The following is a 21984-nucleotide window of genomic DNA, read 5'->3' as shown; positions in this document are numbered from 1 at the left end:
TGGAAAATTGGAACAACCCTTATATATCATTTCTATAAATCTACTTCCTTTTTTCCAGTGAGCTTAAAGAATATTAACAGAGATAAAATAGAAGTAACGGTTAAAACAGCCGAATATGCAGAAGCATTGCCAAAATTCCCTCTTATTACTTCTGTATAAATAGACACAGCCAAAGTTTGTGTCTCCGTTGAATATAAAATAATAGAGGCACTCAATTCTCCAAGTATGGTAACCCAGCTCATAATTGCACCGGCCAGTACCCCTGGCAGCATCATTGGAACAATTATTCGATAAAATGTTTTTGTTTCAGATGCTCCGAGACTGACAGCTGCTTCTTCAATGCTGGGGCTAATTTGGCTGATGATAGCAGTACTGGAACGAATCGTGTACGGCATTCTTCTAATGACAAATGCAATAACCATAATTAAAATTGTTCCCGTAATAAATATCGGTTCATCACTAAATGCAAAAACTAAAGCTATACCTAGTACAGATCCCGGAATGACAAACGGGAACATTGATAATGTATCTATAACAGAATTCATTAAATTCCGCTTTCGAACTGTTAAATAAGAAATAAAAATCCCGATAACAATAATGATTATAATCGCATAAAGACCCATTTTGTAAGTATTTATAATCGCATTTAAGTCCCTGTCAAAAAGAATATTTTTATAGTTTTCAATTGAGAGCCTGCCTGTATAGACCTGACCACCCGATGTCTCTAAAAATGATGTAAAGATGACCACCAGCTGAGGTAATATCCCGATAAAGGTAATAAAATAAACAACGATATGGCTTAAAATATTTTTGGTTCCCGAAAGAGGTTCTGCCTGCATCGGCTTTAGTGCTGACATAGAATACGAATACTGTCTGGACAGAATCCTTTGTAATAAAAATAAAGTGACTGTAATTATTACAAAAATAGTTGCAATTGCAGCAGCAAAACCAGCATCACCGCCAACCTCACTTAAGAATTGCTGATAAATTAATACTGGCATGGTCCGGTACCCTTCACCAATTAACATTGGTGTTCCAAAATCTGCGATAACACGCATAAATACAAGTAATGAACTTGCTAAAATTGTTGGCATAATTAATGGAATTATAATTTTTGTCATTCTTTGAAAATTTGAATACCCAAGACTTTCTGCTGCTTCAACTAAAGAATTGTCAAGATTTTTTAATGCTCCCATGATATAAATAAACACAAGAGGAAATGATTGTAATGTCAGTACAAGAACAATTCCTGCAAAACCATAAATCCCATCAAAATTCAACTGAAATGTATCATTGATAAACTTGGTGATAACCCCACTTCTTCCCAACAGTTGAATCCAAGCGTAGGCTCCAATAAACGGCGGTGATATATAAGATACAATAACGATAATCTGAATAAATTTACTGCCGAATATTTTTATCTTTCTTAACATATAGGCTAATGGCAGTCCAATTATAACTGCCAGTATGGTACTTACAATCGTAACTTTAAAACTGTTTAAAATCGTTATATAATAAAATTTCCTCTCAAAGAAATGGATAAAATGACTAAGCGTAAACGCTCCTGTTTCACTATTAAATATACCTTTACCTAATATTAAAAAAAGAGGATAAATGATAAAGGTTAACATTAGCAGAAGGATAATAACAGAGCTGATATTCCATAAATTAAATTTATTTTTGTTCATCATGACCACCTGCCTTGATTAACGTTTCCTTCGTATCGGCATGGTAGATATTAATTTTTTTACTTTTTATGTTTAAGTTAATATCTTTTCCTTCTGGTAAAATTTCTTCTTCTTCACTATCTTGAATAACCTCAACCCGCTCTCCTGAATCAAGATTTACAAAGTAATGCGTATTTAGTCCAAGAAACATGGTACTGTCAATTTTACCTTTGATACCGCTTTCTTCATTGGCAATGATAAACTCCTGAGGTCTTACAGATACTAATACCTCTTGTTTGTCCACTATTTCATCCTGCTTCAAGTTATTCATTTTTACTGCATACATATCATTTAAATGGACGTATAAACCATCCTCTTTCTTCTTAATTATACCTTTTATTATATTAGAAGTACCTATAAATTGAGACACAAATACGTTAGCAGGGCGGCTGTAGATTTCTTCAGGTTTTCCTATTTGCTGAATAATGCCTTTATTCATTACTGCGATTCTATCAGAAATAGCCAGCGCTTCTTCTTGATCATGTGTAACATACACAGTCGTTATTCCAACCTCTTGTTGTATATTTTTAATAGCATTCCGCATTTCAATTCTTAATTTTGCATCTAAATTAGATAATGGCTCATCCATTAACAATACTTTAGGATGGATAACAAGCGCTCTTGCTAATGCAATCCTTTGCTGTTGACCACCTGATAAGTTTTCAGGTTTTTTCGTTTTATGCTCCTCGATTCGAACTGTTTTTAAAATATCATTAATTCTTTCAGCCATTTCCCCTTTCCCAATTTTATTGACTTTTAACCCAAAAGCAATATTTTCTTCTACCGTCATATGTGGAAAGATAGCATAGTTCTGAAAAACCATTCCCATTTTTCTTTTATTCACTGGAATGTGGTTAATTACTTTGTCATCAATTTTAATTTGACCATCATCAATAGAATGAAACCCTATGATCATTCGTAATAAAGTTGTCTTTCCGCAGCCAGATGGCCCCAGTAAAGTAAAAAGCTCCCCTTTTTGAATATCCAAAGAAAGCTTATCAATAACTTTATCCTCTCCAAATTTTTTTACGACTTTATCTATATTAACGGAAACACTCACTTCATAATTACCTCCCTTAAAAGCATGAACGGTAACTTGTGATAATCTGCCGACACCACAAGTTACTCCCTAAATATGTTTGTTTAGCCTAGTCTAGTGATTTTTCAAGTAAATCAACATATCTTGCAGTTATCTCATCTGTATTCTCGATAACCCACATTTCATCATATTCTTCAAATAAGTTGATTTCATCCTGAGGTACCATATAATCCGCCAGTTCAATATCTTCCCTTAAAGGTCTTACCGTTAATTCCTGACCTGCCTGCGTCTGAATTTCTTCAGAGAGAAGATAATCTACAAATTTTTGGGCATTCTCCATGTTTTCTGCTCCTTCTATAATCTGGACTGCCTGCCCAGGGAAAATAGCCCCTTCTTCCGGGAAAACAACCTCAACTGATTCTCCATTTCTAATATAATGGACTACTGGATCTTCCCATGTTAATCCAACAACGTATTCTCCATCTGCAACACCTTTATGAACCTGACCAGAGCTTCCTTGAATTTTCCCATCCAAATTGGCTATAAATTTTTCAACGAAATCCCATGCTTCATCAGATAAAGGATCTCCGTCACCTGCTGCATATAGCATCGCCATTAAAGATTGAAAAGCAGAGCTGGAATTAACGGGATCTCCAAATGCTATTTTTCCTTTTAATTCAGGATCCAGCAAATCTTCAAAGCTAGTAATCTGCCCTTCCCCTCCAGTTAAATCTGTATTGACTATAAAAACAGTTGGATCTGCAAAAGCCGGAGAAAAGTGCCCTGTTTCATTTCTGAATTCCTCCATCATATTCTCATCTTCAGGAGACACATATTCTGCAAATAAGTCTGTTTTATCATGTAGCATTGTTACATCTGCAGCCCATAAGATATCTCCTTGGGGATTGTTTCTTTCAGATTCGACTCTTGTCACCAGCTCCCCGGTACCTGCTGTAACGGTTTTTACTTTAATACCTGTTTCATTTTCAAAACTTGGGATAACTAATTCATTTAAGCTTTCGCTTCTTGCTGTATAAACAACTAATTCCTCTCCATTTCCCGAGCTATTATTTGAACAACCTAATAATAAAAAACTTATAACTGTAAATAAAGTCATCGTTTTAAGCGCTTTCATTAATTTACCTCCTGTAATGTATTTTCAACTTTATCTTAAGCGATGTTATTTTATAATTGAATCCTAAAAAAACTAAAAAACATCCTAAAATTTATTCCTTATAAAAACCGTACTTTTATAAGGAAAATGATTCCACCTAAAATACCACAGCTGCTAAAGAGCTGTGGTAAAAATAGAAAACATCATTCTGAAATATTCATCTTGTTCTCCATATAAACATTTGCTTAAGATAAAAACATGGCTTCTAAACTACTTTCATTTATCAGATATATGGTTATCATTTACTCCTCTCAATACCCTGCTGATTCCTCTGATATCCTCAGGTCCCGTCCGGCAGCAGCCTCCGATAATTCTTGCTCCTTTTTCAGCCCAGTCTGCAGCAGCCTTGTCTACATGCATATGATTATCTCCATACCATGTTTTTGTCTCTGGATCGTAATTTTCACCAGAATTCGGATAAATGATAATAGACTTGTTCGTGCAGGTCTTTAATTCCTGGACAGCATCACTGACAAATTCTGTTGTTACACAATTTACGCCAATAGCAGCAATCTTATTGCATGTATTTAAAAACTCTGCACACTCTCTTAATGCTGTTCCTTCACTGATATGTACAGCATCCTTCAGCGTAAATGTCATCCATGCTGATATATTTGGGAATTCTTTTAGTAAATCGCAGATAACTTTGGCTTCCTGAAGAGATGGAATCGTCTCAATTGCTAATAAATCTGCTCCTGCTTCAACCAAGGCTTCTATACGAGGCTTGTGAAAATCATGTAAAAGCTGATCACTTACGCCATAATTACCGACATACTCTGAACCGTCAGCCAGATAAGCTCCATATGGTCCAACAGATCCGGCAACTAATGGATAAGGTCGTACTGATTCCATTTTTTCCTGCCAATAATCCTTCCTCGCCTGCTGTGCCAGCTCTACTGTTTTCCTGATTAATGCTTTTGCTTCCGCTTCGTTTAGACCATGCTTTCTAAATCCATCTATACTGGCCTGATAGCTTGCTGTGATAGCAATATCCGCACCAGCAGCAAAATAAGCATAATGGACCTTTTTAATTTTTTCAGCCTCATCCAGCAAAACACGGGCAGACCATAAAGGATCATCCAGATTACAATCAAGTTTTTCTAATTCTGTTGCCAATGCTCCGTCTAAAATCAACGTTTCAAATTGATTCAGCAATGACTCAATTGGATTTATTTTTGTCATTCTCTGCAGCCTCCGTTCATTTTATATACTAGCTTACCGTATTTTATTACTCCTGCAAATTTATTCGGCCAGCGGGTTATTTTTTAAATACTTTAAATGATACGTTGCATCAGCTTTCTGATAAAATATCTAAAAGGAGGAGAAGTGGATGAAAATTAAATCATTTATTGATAAAGGATTAAAAAAATGGAATGACATGGAACCTCATCAGAAACAAAAGCTTAAAAAGCAAGTCAGTAAGCATGCGACCAGCAGAACGGCGAAAAAATTATTACGGAAGTTTATAAAATAAATTCCCTCCCTTCCTGTCTTTTTAGAAAATACAACTGCGCATTACGTGTAAATCATTCCTCAGAGTGGTATGTTATAAATAAAAAGATAGTGAGGGATTATATATGAAGCTTGTACTGATTAGACATGGTCAGAGTGAATGGAATCTGGCCAATCTTTTTACCGGATGGACAGATGTAGACTTAACAGACCATGGTGCTGCGGATGCAAAGCATGCAGGACAGGCATTGAAGCAGCATGGATTCCATTTCGATGTAGCTTATACATCTTATTTAAAAAGAGCCATTAAAACACTCAATTATGTATTGGAGGAGACAGACAGTTTATGGGTTCCTGTACATAAATCCTGGAAGCTGAACGAAAGACATTATGGTGCATTACAGGGATTGAATAAACAGGAAGTTGCTGAAAAATACGGAGCCGACCAGGTACATATCTGGCGCCGCAGCTTCGATGTAGCTCCACCCTTTTTAGAAAAAGAAGATGAACGTTATCCCGGACATGAAGAAAAGTATAAGGAAATACCTGAGGAGAAAATTCCTCTTGGTGAAAGCCTGGAAACAACCATTGAACGCGTTATTCCTTATTGGGAGGAAGAAATTAAACCGGCTGTGAAAGCAGGAAAAAGTGTAATTATTGCAGCACACGGAAACAGTTTAAGAGGCTTAATGAAATACCTTGAAGATATTAGTGATGAGGATATTGTAAATGTATCCATTCCTACTGGAGTTCCGCTTGTTTATGAATTAGATGATAATTTAGTGCCTGTTTCAAAATATTTTATAGATCAGGAAGAATAAATTAAAAACTTCATTCAGCAGTAGAGGTATCTCTGCTGAATGAAGTTTTTAATTACAATCTGCGTGCGCTGGTATCTGGTCCAACATAGATATTACGTCTTCCTCTCCCTGTTTGGATTGTCACGACATTCGGGTATGGCTCTGCTAAAATATCATAGGTTAAGCCGCCAAAAGCTGCAGGAGTAAGACTCCAATCGCTATTTTTCTTTACTGGTGTAACGTTTAATGGATATGTGCGCCATGTAGACGCAGATGCTGGCAAATGAATACGCCTTGCTGCTAGTTTAGAGGAATTATTCGAAGGGTTTCCAGATTTGACTGCTTTTAGCAGACGTGTATTTTGTGCAGCTGTCCCTGTATAATTTGAAATACCATAAGATCTTGCTAATCTGGCACGATTCGTAAAGCTGGAATCTTCTCCAATTGATTTCAAATAGTCCACAACGGAATGGATTTGTTTTTTAGATATAGATGTTTTTCCTTGATTGTTAGAGCTATTGAGGCTGCTCGAAGACCCCGGGCTGCTTTTAGCAGATAATTGAAATACTCTCGCAATCCCTCTTGCATGTCCTAAAGCAATTTGCTCCAGAATTGTATCTGATTTCAGTTTTGCCGCATCTGCTGCATGATCAATAAAACCATTTTCTGTTAAAATAGCTGGCATGGATGATTCCCGCAGCACGTGAGAATTAGCTTGCTTTCTGCCGCGATTTTGAAGGTTCGCCTGCTTTATTATTTCTTCATGCATGATTTTCCGGTATTTTCCTGTGGTTCCTTGATTAGAAAGGTTCGAATGAATATAATCCTCGTAGCCTGCTCCTCCTCCGGCGTTAATGTGAATAGAAATAAAATAATCTGCGCCCCACTGGTTCGCATCATTCGTTCGCGCTGCCAGCGATACAGTACTATCTGTCGAACGGCTCATCCGAATTTGATGCCCTTGATAACGATTGTTCAAGATATTTCGTATTTTTAAAGCAAACGCTAGTGTTACATGCTTTTCCTGCAATCCTTGTCCTACAGCTCCTGTATCACTTCCTCCATGTCCGGGATCCAAATAAATCTTCACCATAAAAACACACCCTCTCTATTTTAAAATATTGAAAAAAGAGCTTGCCCGTATAGACATGCTCCTTACGATATTTGCTGATTTTTTAATAATAAAGGCGTTTTACCTCTATTTTTATAGAAAAAGCCTGCAGAACTGTCTGCAGGCTTTCAAAAATTGGATAATAATCTTTATTTCGCACTGACAAGAATTTTAGATTGGCTCTTGTCACTAAGCAATAATTCAAATCCTTCTTCTACAACATTATCTAATTTAATTTTATTAGTCACTACTTTTTCAGCAGGGATTTGTCCACTGGCAATCAGATTGATCACACGATCATAAATATTAGAATAGGCCAGAGAGAATTTAATGTTTGCTTCTTTAACTGTAGAAGCAAATGCATTGATTTCTGGATTTTGTCCAAAAATGGCAACCACACAAACGGTACCTGTACGTTTGATAGCTTCCAAACATGTATCAAATGTCGGCTGAACGCCTGCACATTCTAATGCCACGTCAACACCATCACCATTTGTATCTTCCATAATGGTACCAATCACATCATCTTCCATTGGATTTAATGCTTTTACAAATCCAAAAGACTCTGCTAACGCTAAACGTTCTTTCGAAACATCACTGACGAATACTTTACTTGCTCCAGCTGCACGAGCTGAGAGAACTGTTAATAGACCAATTGGGCCTGCACCGGTAACCAGTACAGCATCACCGGCTTTCACACCTGCTAAATCTACACCATGATAGGTTACAGCCGTCGGTTCGACAAGTGCTGCCTGCTCTAATGTCATGTTATCCGGGATTTGGTGACAATACTGTTCATCCATGACGCAGTATTCTGCAAATCCACCATCATCGGCAAGCCCGATAAAGGCTGCATTGCTGTTTCTGCATAAATGATAATTTCCTTCACGACATTCCTTACATTCTCCACAGCGAAGATTCGGTTCGATACAAACACGGTCACCCGGTTTTAATGCTGTTACATCGCTGCCTACTTCCGTTACTGTTCCACTGAACTCATGGCCCAGTGTCAGCGGAGCTTGTCTTTTTGATATTGGATGCTCTTCTGTTGGAATACCAATAAAATGAGAATAAGCATGTAAGTCTGAACCACAAATTCCTGTCCAGGCTACTTCTACTTTCACATCTTTTGCCCCGACTTCTTTTACTTCGACATCCTCCACCCGGACATCTTTTTCAGCGTAAATTCTTGCTGCTTTCATAAAAAATATCTCTCCCATTCTACAATTAAATTATGAAAGGCAGAGTTTGCTTTCTCTAAACGGAAGGGTCTTACTAGTCCTTATTTACCTGATCCTTCTGGCGAATATACTCTGTCTACGATTCTATTATACTACCCGGCCAGTATGGATGCATTTAAAAAGCACCATCCCCTATAGAATAGTATCTCATTATGATTTATATGATCAGAACGAACCAGCAAAAAAAGCAGTTGAGAAGCTGAAAGATTTCTACAGAAAATATCTTTAGACTAAAAAACTCGTATCCGCAGATACGAGTTTTTCATGTTTATTTTAGTTTCCTTCATTTAAATCAATTGCCTGCTTCAGAACTTTATCACCCTGCATCATTCCATAAGCCATCTGATCAATTACAGCAACCTTTACACCCTGCGGCTCCAGGCTTTCTTTGATTTTACCTTCCAGATAACGGACTTGCGGGCCAATAAGAACAACCTGTAAGGATTCGAGATGATTCTTCAGCTGTGACTCTGCAACTGCTTCAATATCTGCTTCAAAGTCCTGTTTTTCTGCAGCTTCCTTCATCTTTTTCACAAGCATTGACGTAGACATTCCCGCTGAACAAACTAAACGTATCTTCATATTACTTCTCCTCCAGACGATTTATTTTTTTATGCATATCTATCATTTCAACGGCTAAATCTTTTACCGTTAAAGCATTCATTAAGTGATCCTGCGCATGAATCAGAATCACGGAAAGCTCCGTTGTTTTTCCATTTGCCTCATCATGTAAAAGATCTGTTTGCATATGATGAGCCTCTGCAAATGCCTCATCTGCTGATTCCATCTTTTTAGCTGCTTCTTCATATTTTCCTTTTTTAGCCAGAATCAAAGCCTCCATTGCGTCTGATTTCGCATTCCCGGCATGTAAGATAATTTGAAACGAAAGCATTTGTACTTCTTCTTTTGTCATTGTCATACTTATTGCCCTCCCATTTTTTCTTTCATCGCACGTACACCTGCCATTACAAATGGAACGTATAGCAGTATGGCGACTGTTAAGTTGACCAGCTGAAGGATAATTCCTTTAACACTTCCGCCAGTTACTAAGTAGCCACTCAATATCGGCGGGATATTCCATGGAACAATTGCTACTGTTTTTGGTACGAGTCCCCAAGATAAGGCAAAGTACGAAATAATAGTAAGGGTAACAGGAACGATAATAAACGGGATTAAGAATACTGGATTTAGTACAATTGGTAAACCAAAAATTACTGGCTCATTGATGTTAAATATCCCTGCAGGTGCAGATAATTTCGCTACCTCACGATACGGATGATTCTTTTCCCGGCGAATCACAATAAATATTGCTATTAATAATGCCAGTGTAGTTCCTGATCCACCCATGAAGACAAAGGAATCCAAGAATGGTTTTGTAACAACATTCGGGACATCGAATGCGGACATCCCCTGCTGGAACAGATTTGCATTTTGTTCAATAAGCGGCAGATAAACCGGCTCAATAACAGATCCGATAATATTTGTACCATGCAGACCAAAGAACCATAGTAAATGATTTAAGAATGCAACAACTAACGCTGCCGGCAGTGTATTTCCAAGCCCCTGTAATGGCTCTTGAATAAGGTTAAAAATAACTTCAAAAACACTTATTTCTACAAATGCGCTTACAATTGCCTGGAATAAACCTACAAATGCAAGAATAATCATCGCTGGAATTAACGCAGCAAACGAGCGGGTTACACCCTCAGGTACTCCTTCAGGCATTTTAATTGTAATGTTTGCCTGAATAAGCAGACGAAATAATTCTGTTACAATAAGCGCCACAATAATTGCTACAAAAAGCCCTTGTGTTCCCAGCCAGTTCATATTTAGACCAAAATCCTCTGTAACCGGTACGAGCATAATATATGAAGCTATCGATATTAAACCGGCAGATAATCCATCTACTTCATAGGACTTAGCTAAATTATAAGCTATCGTAAACGAAATGAGTAGTCCAATAACTGCGAACGTGGCATTCCAAATGCTTCCCCCAACTGTCTGCCAGTTCCCTTCTCCAAAAATATTGTTTAAAATATCCACAATACTAAAGCTGCCAAACGCAGGAAAATTATTAATTAAAACAGCTAATGACCCAATAATAATTAAAGGCATTGTTGCTACAAAACCATCACGAATAGCGACTAAATGACGTTGTGAACCAATACGACCAGCAATTTCAATAAATTTTTGCATAAATTTATTATTCATCTTTCTTCCCCCTACCGGTTAAATTGTGGTAAATAATCTTTATGTGCTTCTATAAGTTCATCTAAAACAATTTTTGCTTTTTTCTCATCCTGAATCAACGGATTTACTAAAAATGCATTATAAGCATCCTCATACTCCCCTGAAATACTCGCTTTAATAACCAGTTCTTCCATTGCTTTCATATTCTGGATCATTCCTCGCATCGGTGCAGGAATTTCACCAATTGTGATTGGTTTTGGACCATTCTTTGTAATGACACAATTTGCTTCAATTACTGCATCATAAGGTAATTCAGGGATGGTGCCGTGATTCCATGTATTTACCGTTTGGATATCTTCTTTATTATTATATATGGAATCCATCAAACTGCAGGCAACCTGACTGTAAAAAGCACCGCCCCGCTTTTCTAATTCTTCCGGTTTTTTCCGAAGACTCTCCTGCTTGTACAGTTCGAAAAGGGATGCTTCTAATTCTTGAACAATTTCAGCACGTGTACCATTTTCTTCATAAGCTTTTAAATCCTTCTCCAATACGGTTTCTGATTGGAAATAGTATTGATGATATGGATTTGGCAACAGCTTGGTGGATTTAATAAATGTTTCTGACCAATCTAATGGCATAATATTCGCCGGGCTGTAATCAAACTCTTTTTGAATCAGCTTCTGGAATACATCCTCTGTTCGATCCTCTCCGCCGACATAGACACGATCTCCAAATACAAAATGATTTAACCCGATAAATCGAATTAATACATCCTCTGGAGGCACTTGTAATAACTCCGCTGTAGAATGACGCATATTAAATGGTATATTACAGACACCAATAACCTTTTTATGTGCTGAGTGGTTTAGCAGTGCTTCTGTAACCATACCTGCCGGATTTGTAAAGTTAATCATCCAGGCATCCGGACAGATTTCATGTACTTCCTCAGCCACCTCCATTAAGACCGGAATCGTTCGAAACGCTTTCATTATCCCGCCAGCACCATTTGTCTCCTGACCAATCAAACCATGTTTCAGAGGAATGCGTTCATCTTGAGCTCTAGCAGCTAATCCGCCAACCCGAATCTGTGTGGAAACAAAATCCGCTCCTTGTAAAGCTGCTCTCCTATCCAAAGTCCAGGTTAATTTAATATTTACTTTGGCTTCTTTAATCATTCTGTTTCCCAGTTGGCAAATTGTCTCTACCTTTTCCACTCCTTCTTCAACATCAACCAGAACAATTTCTGAGACTGGAAATGTAGGTTGCCTTTGAATAAGTCCTTCTAAAATTTCTGGAGTATAACTGGATCCTCCACCGATAATTACTACTTTTAAAGACATGATTTATTACTCCTTTATTGCTATTTTGTAATCGCTTTAATTGTTTTTGAATTAATTCGATTTAAATGTATCATACAAATTTTTATTTGTCTACACAAAATAAAATAAATTTGTTATAACAATTGTTTTTTTATTTATTATCTTGTAAACTATCTTTATAACAGAAACTATTATTTACTGTTTTAACCAATAACCAGAAGGACATGGCATCTTTAATGAGCCTTTATTCCTATTCAATGTTTTATCCCTTGTACTTTTACACTTAAAAGGGTATGATTTTTTAAAAGTGTCGTTAAAGGAGTACGGAACCTATGGAGAGAAACCAATCATTACACACATATATCAAGGAAGAATTGTTACATCGTATTAAAACAAACCAATACCAGCCTGGTGAAAAAATTCCTCCTGAATTGGAATTATGTAAAAGTTTTAATGTAAGCCGTACCACCGTTCGTACTGCATTAAATCAGCTTACATTAGAGGGATATTTATTACGTCAGCAAGGACGGGGTACTTTTGTGGCTGACAAGAAAGTAAACCAGGCATTATCACAAACCATCAGACGGTATAGTGATCAATTAGCCGATCAGGGTAAACATCCGGAAATTGAGGTATCAGACATTTCTGTCGTTGCCGCAAATGAATTATTATCTAATCAACTAAACGTAAATCTGCAGGATCCAATTCAGCGTATCGAACGTGTCCGCAAAGCCAATGGAGAGCCGACACAGTACGAAGTAGCTTATGTTCCCTGGTCTGTTGCTCCTGGAATTACAATAGAACATGCTGGTAATTCTTTATACAAATCATTAGATGAGTTCTTTGATGTGTGGATTGCAAAAACCTCAGAAAATATTGAAATAGTCTTTGCAGATGAGCAGATATGCAAATTTTTAGAATGTGAACAAGGGCTTCCCTGCTTTTATATTGAAACATCGGCTGAGGATGAACAAGGGAATAAAGTCGAATTTTCCAGATCCTTCTTTCGGGGAGATAAGACTAACTTTTCTATTGAACGTTCCTATAACAAGGAAGAACCAAAAGCGTAATAAACCCGTTTCGAGATGTATATTCCTGAATTCACGCTATTTGGGAGTGGTGTAACGTTCGGCGTTTAAAGGTGGACATAGTTATCTCTGAATAAGAATTTAATCATAAAACTATTTTTCTTATTTAACTACAAATCTATCAGGAGTGTTTTTAATATGAGAATAGAAATTAATGCAGATGATTTTGGACTGACAAAAGGTGTTACAGATGGAATCATCCAAGCACATCAAAACGGCTGTGTCACATCAACAACATTAATGATGAATGGACTTGCCACCGGCTATGCTGTAGAAAAAGCAAAAGAAAATCCTAATTTAAAAGTTGGGATTCATCTTGTGTTAACTTGGGGATTTCCCCTTCATCCCTCTGTTCCAAATCTTGTGAAATCAGATGGAACCTTTAAATTCACCAGCAGTTTTCGTAATATGGAGACTCCGAACCTTTCCGAGATTGAATCGGAATGGCGTGCACAATTGGATGCTTATACAGCTACAGGTTTAGCACTGAATCATATCGACAGCCACCATCATGTTCATGGCTGGCCTCCTTTAAAAAATCTAGTTATCAAGCTTGCTAAAGAATATAATGTCCCTGTACGATATGTTGATTCTTTATCAGACCACCCGGAAATATGCTGGACGGATACATTGTGGACAGGCTTTTACAAAGAAGGTGTCACCGATAATTTATTCGACGTTCTTCAAAAAGAAAATGTACAATCAATCGAAGTGATGACGCACCCGGGACGGGCGGATGACGATTTAAGAAAGGTCAGCTCGTATACAGATGACCGCGAGAAGGAAATAGAAATTCTTAACAGAATAGAAATTCCTGATTGGGTAAATTAAAAAGAAATCCAAACATTTATCAGCATTCTTCCATTAGAATTTGACGTGTTTGGATTTCTTTTTTATTTGGATGATTTCTTATGTGAACAAATAGCTGATGATTGCCAGTAGCAAAGAAAAGCCCATGATACAGCTTACGATCAGAAAATGGCGCCGGCGCCCCATGACAACCACAGCAATATATTCTCTGACCATTGCGTTCGGCCAATAATAAAATGCTGTTTTTGAACCAATTCCCTGACTGTCTAAACCTGCTTTTCTTGCATAAATCCCGGCACGGAACAGATGAAAATTATTTGTCGCAAAAATGCTATGATAATTTCCTTCTCCATTCATGTTATCCATTATTTTTTTGGAAAATCTCATATTTTCATATGTGCTGACAGATTTGTTCTCCTGAATAGTGTCTTCGATTGGTATCCCTTTTTCCACTGCATAGCTTTGCATTGCTTCTGCCTCAGAAATACCCTCATCAGGCCCCTGTCCTCCGGAAAAAATAATTTTAGGAGGAGCTGAGACTTCTTTCTGCCGATGATAAAAATCAATCGCTTTATCAATTCTGCTTGCCAATAATGGCGGAACGCGATCATTGATTAATCCGCTTCCTAATACAATAATGAAATCCTGATCCCGTTTCGGCCGATTCCATTGATTCAATCCATAGGCTGTCAAAAAATTAAACATATGTAATAACACATAAACAACGACCAACCCAGCTCCCCCAAAAAGCGGCTGTAAATACTCCGGGAAAAACTGTTCCGGATTAACGATATTAATAATAATTAAAGTAAGTATGACGATGGCCATCATTAAGGTTAAAGAATTCCTGAATCTTTTTCCTTCCTTCTCTCTCAGCACTTTTGCATTATAAAATAAGCCGGCAATTAATGCGAGCACACCAAACGGTATCAGAACAATTAATAGTATTAACGGAAAAGCTAATACCAGATATTGATAAGGACCATCGATGTATATATAAAAGAATGCACAGAAGAAAAAGAATGTGATTAAAAATCCATTAAACAAAAGTCCATTAATCAGTTTACGGGGATCCTGCAAATAACTGATTAGAAAAAGAATTAAAAATAACAGGGGTATCGAAGCAATAAAGTATAACAAATCAATTCACCTCTTTTAATCTCCAGGTTGGTTAGCCCTCTCATCTGAAATGAAGAAGATTCTTTCATTATAAGCTTTTATGCTGATGAAATCACTATTTGTCTAATGTGTTTTTTATGGTAGGATATCTAAAAGACATTCTAAAATCAATGTTATTATTCCAAGTTAATTAAACAATTTTTTCAGAGTAACAAAAGTAGATGCTCCATTACAGCTGGAGCATCCTTCCTATCTGTTAGAATAAACGGGCATGCTCAGCCGAAACAAATACGTACCGGAGGATTTTTCATGTATAAATTTAAATTTTTCATATCTTTTTTAATGTTTTTCTTTCTTTTAACAGCCTGCACTCCATCTCCCGATAATAATACAGGCACCTCTCATTCCATGAGAGAGAACTCCCAGACAATTAAAGAAACGGATGAGATTGACCCTAAAGTTACTGTTGCCGCAATTGGAGATATATTAATTCATGACCGTGTCTATGACGATGCGTGGGATGGAGAAAAATATGATTTCAAACCGATGCTTGCTAAGGTTGCAGATTATTTAAAAGAACCCGAAATCACTGTTGCCAACCAGGAAACCATTATGGGCGGCGAATCTATCGGTTTATCTGGATATCCTAATTTTAACAGTCCCTTTGAAATTGGAGTTGACCTGCAGGATGCAGGTGTTGATATCGTAACAATGGCAAATAACCATACTTTAGATAGAGGAGAAGAAGCAATTCAAAATGCTATTGCCTATTATAAAGAAATCGGCATGCCTTACACTGGGAGCTTCCAAAGTAAAGAGGACCAGTCTGAAATTAGAGTATTAGAAACAGACCAGGATATTTCTGTTGCTTTTTTGAGCTACACATACGGAACAAACGGCATGCCCATACCTGATGGCAAACCTTATCTCGTTAATTTGATTGACCGTGAGCAGATAAAAGAAGAAGTCGAAAAAGCAAATGAGCTTGCCGATGTAACCATTGTCAGCTTACATTTTGGCGTAGAAGAAGAGAGAACGCCTAATCAGGATCAGGCGGATTTAGCGCAATACGCTGCTGATCTTGGCGTTGACGTCGTGATCGGTAATCATCCACATGTTCTTCAGCCAGTCGAATGGCTGGAAGGAAAAGAAGGAAATAAAACATTAGTAGCTTATTCTTTAGGAAACTTCCTGTCAGGTCAATATCAATTTTACAATCGTATTGGCGGGATTTTTGAATTTGATTTGGTAAAGGAGGAAGATAAGGTGCGTGTCAAGGCCCCACGTTTTCTGCCAACCTTTGTAGAGTTTGAGGAAGATGGAGATACAATGTCAAATATCCAAGTAGTTCCATTAGAAAAAGCATCTGAGGAACAAATTGAGGATTTGGATGAAGTTATGTCTGAAATAAAATCCCATATGACACAAAGGATGCCTGAGCTGGAATGGATCGGATTATCCGGCTGACTAACATAAAAGGGAGGGTTCTTTTTACAAGAAATCCTCCCTTTTATATACACTAAATCAAACCTATCGAATCAGGCTTAAGAATCGTTGTGTTCTTTCTTTGGCAGGTTCCCTGAAGATTTGTGCCGGTTCTCCCTTTTCAACAATAAACCCATCATCAATAAAAATAACCTCGTCTGCCACTTCCTCGGCAAATTTCATTTCATGCGTAACAACAACCATTGTCATTCCTTCATTTGCCAAATCACGCATAACTTTTAAAACTTCACTGACAAGCTCCGGATCAAGTGCTGAGGTCGGTTCGTCGAAGAGCATTACCTTTGGATCCATCGCCAATGAACGGGCGATGGATCCAAAGGTAATGCTCCTGCCCTCCTGAAAGCTGTACTGGATAATGATTTTTATGAGCAAGTAACCCCACTCTGTCCAGCAGCCGTTCACCAATGCTTAACGCTTCTTTCTTTGGCATCTTTTTTACTGGCTTCAGATTTTCCAATTAGCTGTCAGCTTAGGAGCGGTCGAAAGCCTTATATCCGTGCCAGCAAAAATGACACATGCAACTATCCCGGAAGACAGGCAGCAGGAATTGGGGATATCCAAAGCATTACTTCGAATTTCAGTTGGAATAGAGGATGCAGATAATTTAATTGAGGATTTAGACAGAGCATTATAATAGTATAAAAGGAAAGGTATTGCAGTTGACTAATAAGCGCCGCAATACCTTTTTTTATATAAACCAGCTTTAATAATTTGTCAGATATTGCTCCCGTTCCCAAGGATGAACAGAAGTGCGGAACATATCCCATTCAATATCCTTCGCTTCCATAAAATGTTCAAATAAATGCTCACCCAAAGATTCTACGAGCACTTCATCTTCTTCAAATTTGCTCATCGCTTCTTTCAGAGTAGCTGGAAGGTCTTTTACCCCATTTTCTTCCCGTTCTTTTTTATTCATCACATAAATATTACGATCGACCGATTCTGGTATTTTCAATTCTCTTTTGATACCATCTAAGCCTGCAGCTAATAGAACTGTTAAAGCCATGTACGGATTAGCAGACGGGTCAACACTGCGCACCTCAATACGTGTACTTAGTCCGCGGGAAGATGGAACACGAACTAAAGGACTGCGGTTTGAAGCAGACCAAGCTACATAACAAGGTGCTTCATAGCCGGGAACGAGACGCTTATAAGAATTTACTGTCGGGTTTGTTACCGCTGTGAAGTTTGTGGCATGGTCAAGAATACCAGCAGTAAATTGATATGCAATTTTACTTAATTGCAGCTCTGCACTCTCATCAAAAAACACATTTTCCTTCCCTTTAAACAGAGACATATTTGTATGCATCCCGGAACCATTTACGCCAAATAAAGGCTTCGGCATAAATGTAGCGTGCAGGTTATGCTTTCTGGCGATTGTTTTTACTACCAATTTAAATGTTTGAATATCATCCGCATGCTTTAATGCATCGGAGTATTTAAAATCAATTTCATGCTGTCCCGGCGCCACCTCGTGATGTGATGCTTCAATTTCAAAGCCCATTTCTTCAAGCTCCAGCACAATATCACGACGGCAATTTTCACCTAAATCTGTCGGTGCTAAATCAAAATATCCGCCCTGGTCGTTTAATTCTAATGTCGGCGCTCCTTTTTCATCTAATTTGAATAAGAAGAACTCCGGCTCTGTACCAATATTAAAGGCATCAAAACCTAATTCCTCCATTTTTTTCAGATTACGCTTCAGATTATAACGCGGACAGCCTTCGAAAGGAGTACCATCAGGGCTATAAATATCACAGATAAAACGTGCCACCTTACCTTTTTCAGAGGTCCATGGGAAAATAACGAATGTATCTAAATCAGGATATAGAAGCATATCTGATTCTTCAATACGTACAAACCCCTCTATACTGGAACCATCAAAAGCCATTTTATTATCCAGCGCCTTATCTAATTGACTTAAAGGAATTTCAACGTTTTTAATTGTGCCCAGCATATCAGTAAACTGAAGACGGATAAAACGCACATTCTCTTCTTTAATCTGCTTTAAAATTTTTTCTTTTGTTAATTTTTCTGCCATTTGTTCCCCTCCTAAAAATATCTTTGATAATTATGAAAAGAAAGCTTCCACTGCATTTTTTTACAGCGATAACTCTTTTTTAACCTGAAATCAGTGTTCGCAAAGAAACATACTAAATTCCCTTATCTTATACTTGCTTTCTTTAAACTTTTATAGATAGATTAGCTTTTAATGTTTTCTTTGATTTTTTTTATATTACACTAGTGTTAGGTTTATTGTCAATAAAATGTTAGGTTTTATTACAAATAAAATTTATACCTTTTATTGACAATAAAAATACCCTTTCCGATTAAGGTAACCACCTAATTGAAAGGGTATTTTTTATTATGTTATTTTTAGATGGGGAAATGATAAAATTATACAAAAAGGAAACCGCTACTGTATTACCTGAATTAACTAAAGTCAAAACTTGTTTTACCAGATTGTATGAAAATCGCCTTCTTTGTCCACACGCTGATACGTATGAGCTCCAAAATAATCGCGCTGTGCCTGAATCATATTTGCACCGCTTTTTGCAGAACGATAGCCATCATAATATATCAATGAAGCGTTGAAGCATGGCAGCGCCAGCCCTGTCTCCATCCCTTTTATCACTACTTTACGAATAGCCTCTTGATAATTATTAAGCTTGTCTTTGAAGTATGGAGAAAGAAAAAGATTTGGCAGCTCCTTATTTTCCTTAAATGCATTACTGATTTCATTTAGGATACCTGCGCGAATAATACATCCTCCACGGAAAATCAAAGCAATTTCATCCAGCTGCAGTTCCCAGTTATATTGCTCAGAAGCCTGTTTATATTGGTAGAATCCTTGCGCGTAGGTACAGATTTTTCCCATAAATAATGCCTCACGCACCAGTTCAATCCACTCTTTTTTATTAACCGCCCCCATAAATGGATTAGGGCCGTTCAGCTCTTGTTCCGCAATCATACGCTCTTCCTTTACAGTTGATAAAAAGCGCATAAATACGGATTCTGTAATAATAGATAAGGATACACCGATATCCAATGCATTTTGGCTTGTCCATTTACCGGTTCCCTTTTGAGCTGATTTGTCTAAAATCACATCAACCATAGGAAGATTTGTCTCCTCATCAACATGGGTTAATATAGCAGACGTGATTTCCATCAAATAGCTTTCCAGCTCCCCATTATTCCATTCTTCAAAAATAGCAGCAATCTGATTGACATCAAGCTCTAATCTCTCCCGTAAGAATTGATAGGCTTCTGTTATAAGCTGCATATCTGCATATTCAATTCCATTATGCACCATTTTCACATAGTGTCCCGAGCCTTCTTTGCCAAGATACGAACAGCATGGCTTGCCATCTACCTGCGCGGCAATTTTTTCTAAAATTGGAGCGACCTGCTGATAGGCCTCTTTATCTCCGCTTGGCATTAACGCTGGCCCATTCAAAGCACCTTTTTCTCCACCTGAAACACCAACACTAATAAAATGGAGTCCTTTTTTCTTTAAGTATCCATACCTCCTGTTAGAATCCAGAAAATTAGAGTTTCCTCCATCCATTATAATATCGCCTTGATCTAATAATGGCAGGAGACTGGCTATAACCGAATCCACAACTTGTCCCGCTGTAACCATAAGAAAGATTTTTCTTGGTTTTTCCAAAGAATTTATAAAACTGTCCAACTGATAATGCGCTTCAATATTCTTATTTTGATGCTTTGCTTGAAATGAATCTGTTAAATCAGATGTATAATTATAAATAGCTACTTTTCCATTCTTGTTCGCCATATTCATAGCAAGGTTTGCTCCCATAACACCTAGTCCAAAGACACCAATTGAATTCATTTTCTTCATTCCCTTCCTTTAAAAAGGTGTTCAAATTCTCACTGTAAAAATTACATTGCAGGAATTTGAACACATACTGTACACTATATGAAAATATAAGATTTTAGCAGCTTTTTTCGCTCTGACAAATAAATTCGGTACCTGTCTGATAATCTTACAATTTTTCACAGATTGTTTCTTTAAATAAATAAGCTGAATAATAGAGTAAATACAAGACCCGATACAGAAATTATTGTTTCCAGCAACGTCCATGTTGCAAATGTTTCTTTCATAGATAAATTAAAATATTCCTTAAAAATCCAAAATCCTGTATCGTTTACGTGTGAAGCAATCAGACTTCCGGCACCTGTAGCTAATACCATCAATGCCAAATTCACATCAGATCCTTCTACTAATGGGATAACCATTCCGGCAGTTGTCAATGCCGCTACTGTTGCCGATCCTAATGCAACTCTGAGAATAGCTGCGATTAACCAGGCAAGAAAAATGGGAGACATACTCGTGCCGGAAAAAATATTAGCTACTGCATCACCGACACCACCGTCGATTAATACCTGCTTCAAAGCACCACCGCCCGCAGTAACCAGCAGAATAATACTAATCCCGCGAACTGATTCCTCTGCTGAACTCATTAATGTCTTCACTGGAATCTTGCGCGCTATTCCCATTGTGTAAATAGCAAATAACAGAGAAAGCAGGAGAGCCGTGGTTGGATCACCAATCGTACGCACTATTTCAAAGAACAGATTATCCGCAATACCGCCAATTTCCTGAAACAGCTGCACTATCGTTGTAACCGCCATCAAAATCACTGGAGAAAGCGCAGTCAAGGCACTGATACCAAATCCAGGTGTTTCTTCTTCTTTAAATGTTTTAGTGTTACCAAGAGATCCAATATTGCCGATTCTTGAAAAAGCGTCCGGCACTAATTTTTGAGCAACCTTTGTAAACAACGGCCCTGCAAGAATAACTGTCGGAACCGCAATAACGATACCAATTAGCAGTACTACACCAATATTTGCCCCATATTGCTCTGCAATAACTGTTGGTCCCGGATGAGGCGGCAAGAATCCGTGCGTTACAGATAATGCAGCTGTCATTGGTAAACCAAGGTATAATAATGGCAATTTAATTTCTTTCGCAATCTGATAAACAATCGGAATTAATAGTACCAGTCCTACCTCAAAGAACAACGCAACACCAATAATAAAGGAAGCAATTACTACCGCCCATTGGATACGTTTTTTACCGAATGCATTAATCAGCGTTAAAGCGATACGCTGTGCTCCCCCGGCATCAGCAACTAATTTACCTAACATTGCACCAAAAACGAAAATGAGTGCAATATCGCCTAATGTTCCCCCTAATCCCGATTTAACCGTATCAACTATTTCTCCAAGAGACATTCCTAATGCTAATGCAGTCAGAAAAGCAACGACAATCAATGAAATGAACGTATTCAGGTTCCACTTCATGATAAGCAGCAGCAATGCAGTTACTGCTAACGCAACAATGATAAGCGGAAAAATATTTTCCATCTTTCTTCATCTCC

The 21984-nt window shown here is 37.6% G+C and carries 19 protein-coding genes and 2 pseudogenes; 6 read left to right on the top strand and 15 right to left on the bottom strand.

The window, feature by feature from the left end; translation table 11 throughout:
- Positions 1–32: 32 nt before the first annotated feature.
- The 4 genes from MHH51_RS03330 to mmuM form a co-directional block, all read right to left on the bottom strand.
- Positions 33–1688: an iron ABC transporter permease gene (locus tag MHH51_RS03330; protein WP_339284472.1), complete on the bottom strand. Its 1656-nt coding sequence runs from the start codon at positions 1686–1688 to the stop codon at positions 33–35.
- The gene (locus MHH51_RS03325) at positions 1675–2787 is read right to left on the bottom strand and encodes an ABC transporter ATP-binding protein (RefSeq protein WP_339284470.1); all 1113 of its coding nucleotides are present in this window, start codon (positions 2785–2787) and stop codon (positions 1675–1677) included. Before MHH51_RS03325 ends, MHH51_RS03330 begins: the two co-directional genes overlap by 14 nt.
- A gap of 88 nt (positions 2788–2875) precedes the next feature.
- On the bottom strand, positions 2876–3901 hold the full coding sequence (locus tag MHH51_RS03320; RefSeq protein ID WP_339284468.1) for an extracellular solute-binding protein: 1026 nt from the start codon (positions 3899–3901) through the stop codon (positions 2876–2878).
- 255 nt (positions 3902–4156) lie between these two features.
- Positions 4157–5113 carry a homocysteine S-methyltransferase gene (mmuM, locus tag MHH51_RS03315; protein ID WP_339286242.1) on the bottom strand — a complete coding sequence of 319 codons (957 nt, stop codon included), beginning with the start codon at positions 5111–5113 and terminating at the stop codon, positions 4157–4159.
- 157 nt (positions 5114–5270) lie between these two features.
- Between mmuM and MHH51_RS03310 the strand changes: the two genes are divergently transcribed.
- Together MHH51_RS03310 and gpmA are read left to right on the top strand one after the other, a co-directional pair.
- A complete protein-coding gene (locus tag MHH51_RS03310) occupies positions 5271–5414 on the top strand; it encodes a hypothetical protein (protein ID WP_339284466.1) in 144 nt (47 codons plus the stop codon).
- A gap of 103 nt (positions 5415–5517) precedes the next feature.
- On the top strand, positions 5518–6213 hold the full coding sequence (gene gpmA, locus MHH51_RS03305; protein WP_147209255.1) for a 2,3-diphosphoglycerate-dependent phosphoglycerate mutase: 696 nt from the start codon (positions 5518–5520) through the stop codon (positions 6211–6213).
- Positions 6214–6265: 52 nt separating this feature from the next.
- Here the strand turns inward: gpmA and MHH51_RS03300 are convergent, their stop codons facing one another.
- From MHH51_RS03300 to MHH51_RS03275, 6 genes are all read right to left on the bottom strand, one after another.
- The gene (locus MHH51_RS03300) at positions 6266–7285 is read right to left on the bottom strand and encodes an N-acetylmuramoyl-L-alanine amidase (RefSeq protein ID WP_339284464.1); all 1020 of its coding nucleotides are present in this window, start codon (positions 7283–7285) and stop codon (positions 6266–6268) included.
- Positions 7286–7452: 167 nt separating this feature from the next.
- Positions 7453–8505 (bottom strand): 2,3-butanediol dehydrogenase, encoded by a 1053-nt coding sequence (locus MHH51_RS03295; protein ID WP_339284463.1) that lies wholly within the window; start codon positions 8503–8505, stop codon positions 7453–7455.
- Positions 8506–8817: 312 nt separating this feature from the next.
- Positions 8818–9126, bottom strand: a complete 309-nt coding sequence (locus MHH51_RS03290) for a PTS sugar transporter subunit IIB (RefSeq protein ID WP_147209250.1) — start codon at positions 9124–9126, stop codon at positions 8818–8820.
- 1 nt (position 9127) lies between these two features.
- Complete coding sequence (locus MHH51_RS03285; RefSeq protein WP_147209248.1) at positions 9128–9463, bottom strand: PTS lactose/cellobiose transporter subunit IIA; 336 nt, start codon at positions 9461–9463, stop codon at positions 9128–9130.
- A 2-nt stretch (positions 9464–9465) separates the two neighbouring features.
- The gene (locus tag MHH51_RS03280; RefSeq protein WP_339284461.1) at positions 9466–10755 is read right to left on the bottom strand and encodes a PTS sugar transporter subunit IIC; all 1290 of its coding nucleotides are present in this window, start codon (positions 10753–10755) and stop codon (positions 9466–9468) included.
- Between the two features lie 11 nt (positions 10756–10766).
- Positions 10767–12077, bottom strand: a complete 1311-nt coding sequence (locus MHH51_RS03275) for a 6-phospho-beta-glucosidase (protein WP_339284459.1) — start codon at positions 12075–12077, stop codon at positions 10767–10769.
- A gap of 311 nt (positions 12078–12388) precedes the next feature.
- On the opposite strand from MHH51_RS03275, the gene MHH51_RS03270 reads away from it, so the two are divergent.
- Together MHH51_RS03270 and chbG are read left to right on the top strand one after the other, a co-directional pair.
- Positions 12389–13126, top strand: a complete 738-nt coding sequence (locus MHH51_RS03270; RefSeq protein ID WP_147209244.1) for a GntR family transcriptional regulator — start codon at positions 12389–12391, stop codon at positions 13124–13126.
- A 156-nt stretch (positions 13127–13282) separates the two neighbouring features.
- Entirely contained in the window at positions 13283–13975 is a 693-nt protein-coding gene (gene chbG / locus MHH51_RS03265) for a chitin disaccharide deacetylase (protein ID WP_339284457.1), read from the top strand.
- A gap of 78 nt (positions 13976–14053) precedes the next feature.
- Here chbG and MHH51_RS03260 read toward each other — a convergent pair whose 3' ends face one another.
- A complete protein-coding gene (locus MHH51_RS03260) occupies positions 14054–15094 on the bottom strand; it encodes a YdcF family protein (RefSeq protein ID WP_339284455.1) in 1041 nt (346 codons plus the stop codon).
- Positions 15095–15382: 288 nt separating this feature from the next.
- On the opposite strand from MHH51_RS03260, the gene MHH51_RS03255 reads away from it, so the two are divergent.
- On the top strand, positions 15383–16540 hold the full coding sequence (locus MHH51_RS03255; RefSeq protein ID WP_339284453.1) for a CapA family protein: 1158 nt from the start codon (positions 15383–15385) through the stop codon (positions 16538–16540).
- A gap of 63 nt (positions 16541–16603) precedes the next feature.
- Here MHH51_RS03255 and MHH51_RS03250 read toward each other — a convergent pair.
- Positions 16604–16973, bottom strand: a pseudogene (locus tag MHH51_RS03250) (AAA family ATPase); the annotation flags it as partial.
- A gap of 48 nt (positions 16974–17021) precedes the next feature.
- Between MHH51_RS03250 and MHH51_RS03245 the strand changes: the two are divergent.
- Positions 17022–17213 (top strand): annotated as a pseudogene (locus MHH51_RS03245) (PLP-dependent transferase); the annotation flags it as partial.
- A gap of 69 nt (positions 17214–17282) precedes the next feature.
- Here MHH51_RS03245 and glnA read toward each other — a convergent pair.
- The 3 genes from glnA to MHH51_RS03230 all read right to left on the bottom strand — a co-directional run bounded on the left by glnA (position 17283) and on the right by MHH51_RS03230 (position 21970).
- On the bottom strand, positions 17283–18620 hold the full coding sequence (glnA, locus tag MHH51_RS03240; protein ID WP_339284451.1) for a type I glutamate--ammonia ligase: 1338 nt from the start codon (positions 18618–18620) through the stop codon (positions 17283–17285).
- 414 nt (positions 18621–19034) lie between these two features.
- Entirely contained in the window at positions 19035–20432 is a 1398-nt protein-coding gene (gene gnd, locus MHH51_RS03235) for a decarboxylating NADP(+)-dependent phosphogluconate dehydrogenase (RefSeq protein WP_339284449.1), read from the bottom strand.
- 179 nt (positions 20433–20611) lie between these two features.
- Positions 20612–21970: a gluconate:H+ symporter gene (locus tag MHH51_RS03230; RefSeq protein ID WP_339284447.1), complete on the bottom strand. Its 1359-nt coding sequence runs from the start codon at positions 21968–21970 to the stop codon at positions 20612–20614.
- Between the last annotated feature and the right edge of the window lie 14 nt (positions 21971–21984).

Origin of the sequence: Oceanobacillus sp. FSL K6-3682 (assembly GCF_037976165.1) — a bacterium.
Taxonomy (GTDB): Bacteria; Bacillota; Bacilli; order Bacillales; family Amphibacillaceae; genus Oceanobacillus; species Oceanobacillus sojae.
Note: the sequence above shows the minus strand (reverse complement) of the source record. Positions and strands in the feature narration are given on the sequence as shown.